The organism is Protofrankia sp. CiP3, from assembly GCF_917627345.1.
Classification (GTDB): Bacteria; Actinomycetota; Actinomycetes; order Frankiales; family Frankiaceae; genus Protofrankia.
The window spans coordinates 1-4688 of sequence record NZ_CAKJTM010000193.1; the positions used below are offsets into that span (position 1 = coordinate 1).

At 70.0% G+C, this 4688-nt stretch carries 5 protein-coding genes; 2 read left to right on the forward strand and 3 right to left on the reverse strand.

Annotated features, from left to right (window positions below):
- The coding region (locus MJ797_RS27120) for a helix-turn-helix domain-containing protein (RefSeq protein ID WP_255739513.1) at positions 1–117 on the reverse strand (117 nt) is incomplete at its 3' end.
- A 103-nt stretch (positions 118–220) separates the two neighbouring features.
- Here MJ797_RS27120 and MJ797_RS25965 point away from each other — a divergent pair.
- Positions 221–571: a hypothetical protein gene (locus MJ797_RS25965; RefSeq protein ID WP_239342256.1), complete on the forward strand. Its 351-nt coding sequence runs from the start codon at positions 221–223 to the stop codon at positions 569–571.
- A gap of 399 nt (positions 572–970) precedes the next feature.
- Here the strand turns inward: MJ797_RS25965 and MJ797_RS25970 are convergent, their stop codons facing one another.
- Positions 971–2560, reverse strand: a complete 1590-nt coding sequence (locus tag MJ797_RS25970) for an ATP-binding protein (protein ID WP_239342257.1) — start codon at positions 2558–2560, stop codon at positions 971–973.
- Between the two features lie 389 nt (positions 2561–2949).
- Here MJ797_RS25970 and MJ797_RS25975 point away from each other — a divergent pair, with 389 nt between their 5' ends.
- Positions 2950–3177: a flavodoxin gene (locus MJ797_RS25975; RefSeq protein WP_239342258.1), complete on the forward strand. Its 228-nt coding sequence runs from the start codon at positions 2950–2952 to the stop codon at positions 3175–3177.
- 421 nt (positions 3178–3598) lie between these two features.
- Here MJ797_RS25975 and MJ797_RS25980 read toward each other — a convergent pair.
- On the reverse strand, positions 3599–4688 hold a 1090-nt coding region (locus MJ797_RS25980; protein ID WP_239342259.1), incomplete at its 5' end, for a WD40 repeat domain-containing protein.

The following is a 4688-nucleotide window of genomic DNA, read 5'->3' on the forward strand; positions in this document are numbered from 1 at the left end:
TATTGTCGAATGGTGCCGGCCGAGCATCTGCCCGATATGCCGCGCCGACTTGTATCGGCTCAGTTCCCGGGAGATGATTTCTCGCTCCTCGATTTTCAACACCTCGCGCAGGGCCATCCACCATCCAGTCTGTCGACGTTGCCGAGATCATCCTATCGGAGCGTCGCTACGACCGTTTGACCCCGCCCCATATCAGGGAGTTTTATGTGCGCAGTGCGGCTTGCTCCTTGAACGTCGCTACGGCACGTTCAAGGGCCCACTCGCGGTCACACCGATGTTCCTGCACTCCAACCAGCGGATCCACGCGCTCATCCACGTCATCTGCCTGGCCCTGCTCATCTTCTCGCTGATCGAGCGCCAGACACGGCTCGGTGCCGGCCCCGACGGGAAGATCCCCGGCCTCTACGCCGGCCCGCCCGCCCGCCCCACCGGCGCACTGCTGTTCAGCACACTGAGCAGGCTGCGCCTCGTGCCCGCCACCGGGGACCAGCCCGCCTACATCCCCCGCCCATCGGCTCTGCACCAGCACCTCCTCACCATTCTCGGTGTCGACCCAACCCGCCCGCCTTGACCGGAAACCAGGCCGGTCAACCCATCGAAACCCCATGTGCGGAAGACAGGGCTAGAGCGACCGCCAATTGGGTCATCTGAGGTGTCGGGTGGTGGGCCGGGTGTCCCAGCGGTGGAGACGATCGCCACGGGCCTGAAGTGGAAACGGCTACACGAGCCGGTAACGGTACTCGGCACGCCGGACGCGAACGATCGAGAGGTATGCCGAGAACTCGGGGCCGACGGTCGCGGCCAGCCTGATGCCGACGTGACCCGTGTCGAGTCCTGGTCGGAGCGAGTTCGTCGATCGTCAGGCGGACAGGCGCGGGTCGCCCAGCGCCTCGTACACGCCGCACCCTGAACCGCAGTAGGCTCCCCACCGGGACGCATCTGGGCGTGTGCGCACCAGACCCCGTCCTCGTCAGATGCGCACCACTGTGATGGTCTGTCCATTGGGGCTGGCGACGGTTCGGGTGCCCGCTTCGGTTTCCACGCGTTTGCGTTCGGCGGGCCGCTGATCGAAGATCACGAGATGTCCGGCGGGGAGGCCGAGGCGTAGCAGGTAGCCGTCGAGTTGGCGGATGCCGGCTTGGGTCGGGTCGGTGTCGCCGGGGCGGTGGGTCTTGATCTCCAGTGCCTCGCGTTGGACGGTGGGTCTGCCGTCGGGCCTGGTGTGGTTCCAGCGAATGAGTAGATCCATGGCGCCGCGGCCCACGCCGTATTCGCGGTCGACGAAGCCGCTGCCATTGATGGCACGGTCGAGGTATCCAAGCAGCGTGACGTGGGGTGTCACTTCACGATAGGGCTCGTCGGCTTCGAGGACATCCTCGGTCCGGTGCCAGAACTCGGTGAAGCGGGTGAGCAGTCCGGGAAGGTCCAGACGGCCGTCAGCCAGAACGAACGAGCGCGGCTGTGGCGCGCCGGTCACGCCGTCGAACAGTCCGTCGGCGAGAACCCGCGTAATCACATTGCGGTAGATGGGGTTGGCGATCTCCACCGTCGACGCGGTGCGTCGGATCAGGCCGAGGTCGGTGGTGTAGGCGAGGTCGTCGGAGAAGGGGCCGAACCTGATCTCCGCGCCTGCGAGGATCGGCTCGATGATGCGGCGGACGCGGGGGTCGCGGAGGCGGTCGAGCAGGGAGTCCAGGTGTGTCTCCCGCGCGACGACGAGCCGCTCGTCGGCCTGGTCGACGTGGTCGGCGGTGATCGTCGTCGCCGGGGGGAGCTTCATACGGTCGACGATCTCGTGGGCGAGCGCGTTGACCAGCCACGGCTGGCCCATCGTCAGCGCGTAGACGTACTCCACGGCCTGGACGGTGAACTCCTGACCGGTGTCGGCGGTGTGCTGCGCGTAGAGGGCGCGGACCTCGTCGAGGGTGAAGTCGCTCAGCCGGAGGGATGTCACCTTGATGTTGAACGGGCTGGGCGAGGTCAGCCTCGTAGGGTCGCCACCGGAGTCGATCTTGTAGTCGCGGACGTCGCGAAGGCCGCAGAGGGCGATCGAGGAGGGGAAGCCGGAAGGTCGGTCGCGGTAGCCGTCGCGCAGCTGACCGAGGACGCTGAGTAGGGTCCGTCCGCTCAGCGCGTCGATCTCGTCGAGAAACAGCACCAGCGGCTTCGGGCACGCCTCGGCCCAGGCAGCAAACGCCTCGGACAGGAGTGCCTCGTCCCAGCTGTCCGGCCAGGGCGGCGGGCGCAGCTCGACCGGCAGGTTGGTCCGCGCGGTGCGCCGGGCACGTCCGAGGATTGCCCGGGTGGCGGCGCCGATGTCATCCGGCCAGGGCCGCCCGGCTTCCATCGACAGCACGACGGCCGCGTAGTGGCCGCTCGTGGTCAGGTCGGTGGCGAGGGCCTGAAGCGCTGTCGTCTTGCCGGTCTGGCGTGGGGCATGCAGGACGAAGTAGTCCTCTCTGGCCACCAGGTCGGGCACCTCAGGGAGCCGCGCGGACGCCGGGATCATGAAGTGCTTGCCGGGCACGCACGGGCCGGCTGTGCCGAACGCGCGAGCCACCACCCACCACCCCTCCCGGGTCGTCGGCCACTGATCGCAACTCTACGGAATCCACGACGAACGTTGGCTCACCGTAGCGGGGGCCAGATGCCGCCCGACGGCCGATGGCGCCTGGCCCGGTCGGCCACAGTACCCGTCGACGTTGGTGATCCTCAGATGGGCACTGGGACACGGGCGCAACCTGATGGCGAAGCGTCTCGTCCGCGCTGGGCCGCGCCTTTCACGCCGGTCCCGGCGGTGCTCGCCGAAGGGCGGGACGCGGCCGGAAGCTGGCTGATCACAGCGCGGCTTCCGGGGCGGACCGCCATCGACACGATCTGGAAGGGCGAGTTGCTGACACGTAGCGTAGCCGCGCGACGTACCCGAGTTCCAGTGAAATCTGCGACACTGTGTACTACCCGTGCCTCGATGCGACCGTCGGCCGTCCGTATGCGTTGTACGTGCACGGCAACAGCGACACGACCGGAGCGATCCGCGGGGTCGAGACCATCGCGACCGGGTTGAGGTGGAAGCGTCTGCGCGAGCCCCTGTCGATCGTCGGCGAGGTGGATGCCGCTGGACGCGAGGCATGCTGGGAACTCGGGGCGACGGTCGCGGCCAGCCTGATGTCCGCTTGACCCGGATCCATTTGGTCGCCGCCGTCGTCGGCGCGGCTGCTTGGCGGCGAGTTCGTCGATCGTCAGGCCGACATCGTTGAGAATCGCCGACCGCACACTGGATGTTCTGGGCGCCCCGCCGGCCCGCCTCCAGACAGTCAGTCCCGACGTCGAGCGCGTCCTCGGTCGTCCGCCGGCCACGTTCGCCGCCTAGGCGGCCCGCAACGCCACCGTGTTCTCCTGAGATCGGCCGCTGCCTGACGGCCTGGCGTAAGTCGTCTCCGGACGACCCGCCTGCCGATCATCAGGGCGAGCTCCGAACACTCTGATCACCGATGACGGCGGGTGGTCGGGACAGGGTGGCCTCGGCGCTCTTGGCGTGACGGAATCCGACGGGCACCTCGGCACGCGGCGATCGCGGGAGAGGCGTCCCGGCGTCACGTCACCGCCAGAGCTGGACCTTCCCGTCGATGCCGGCGCTCGCGAGCATGCGTCCGTCCGGCGAGAAGGCGACCGACCAGACGCCGCCCATGTGCCAGCGCAGGGGCGTGCCAAGCAGGCGGGGGGAGGCGCGGTCGGTGACGTCCCAGAGCCGCACGAAGCGATCCGCGGCGCCGCTTGCCAGCAATGTTCCGTCCGGGGAGAACGCGACCGAGTGGACCCAGCCGGCGTGCTCGATCAGCGCGCCGCCACGCGGGCGCGGAGCGGCGCCCTCCCCGACGTCCCACAGGCGGACCGAGTGATCGGCGCTGCCGCTGGCAAGCAGCGTGGCGTCCGGGGAGAACGCGACGGCGAAGACCCGGCCGAAGTGGCCAGTCAGCGTGGAGCTCGGCGTTGTCGACTCGCCCCCGGGCCGACGGGGCCGCACGGTGCCCGCGGCATCGGCGACGAACCGGGCCGGCCCGGCGCCGCGCGCCTCGGCGGTGTCGATGACCCGCACAGACATGTCGTGGGCGGCGACGGCCAGCAGCGTCCCGACGGGCGCGAACGCGACGCCTCGCGCTGGGCTGGCGATCTCCAAGGCGGCGAGGCGGTGGGGGCGGGCCGGGTTGGTCAGGTCCCACAGGAACACGATCCCGTCCTGGCCAGCGCTAGCCAGGATGGGACCGTCCGGCGCGAAGGCGACCGAGTGGACCGGGCCCGTGTGCGCCAGCAGCGGCCGTCCCAGCGCGCGAGGTTCGGCGGGATCGGTCACGTCCCACAGCCGCACCGCACGGTCCGCGCCAGCGCTGGCCAGAACGGGCCGGCCGGGCGCGAACGTGACGGAGGAGACGCGGTCGTGGTGGGCGGTCAGGGCTCGCCCCAGTTGCCGGCGGCCGGCGACGTCCCACAGCCGCACCGTCCGGTCGTCACTGCCGCTGGCCAGGAGCGCCGAATCCGCCGAGAACGCCACCGCGCACACGGTGCCCACATGACCGGCCAGGGGCTCACCGAAGCGGCTGGGCACGGCCGTCATCCGGTGCGGCGCGGGCCGCCGGGGTGCCGCCGCGCCTTTCTCCGCGCCGCGGGTCGCCCCCGGGTCGCCCGGGCCC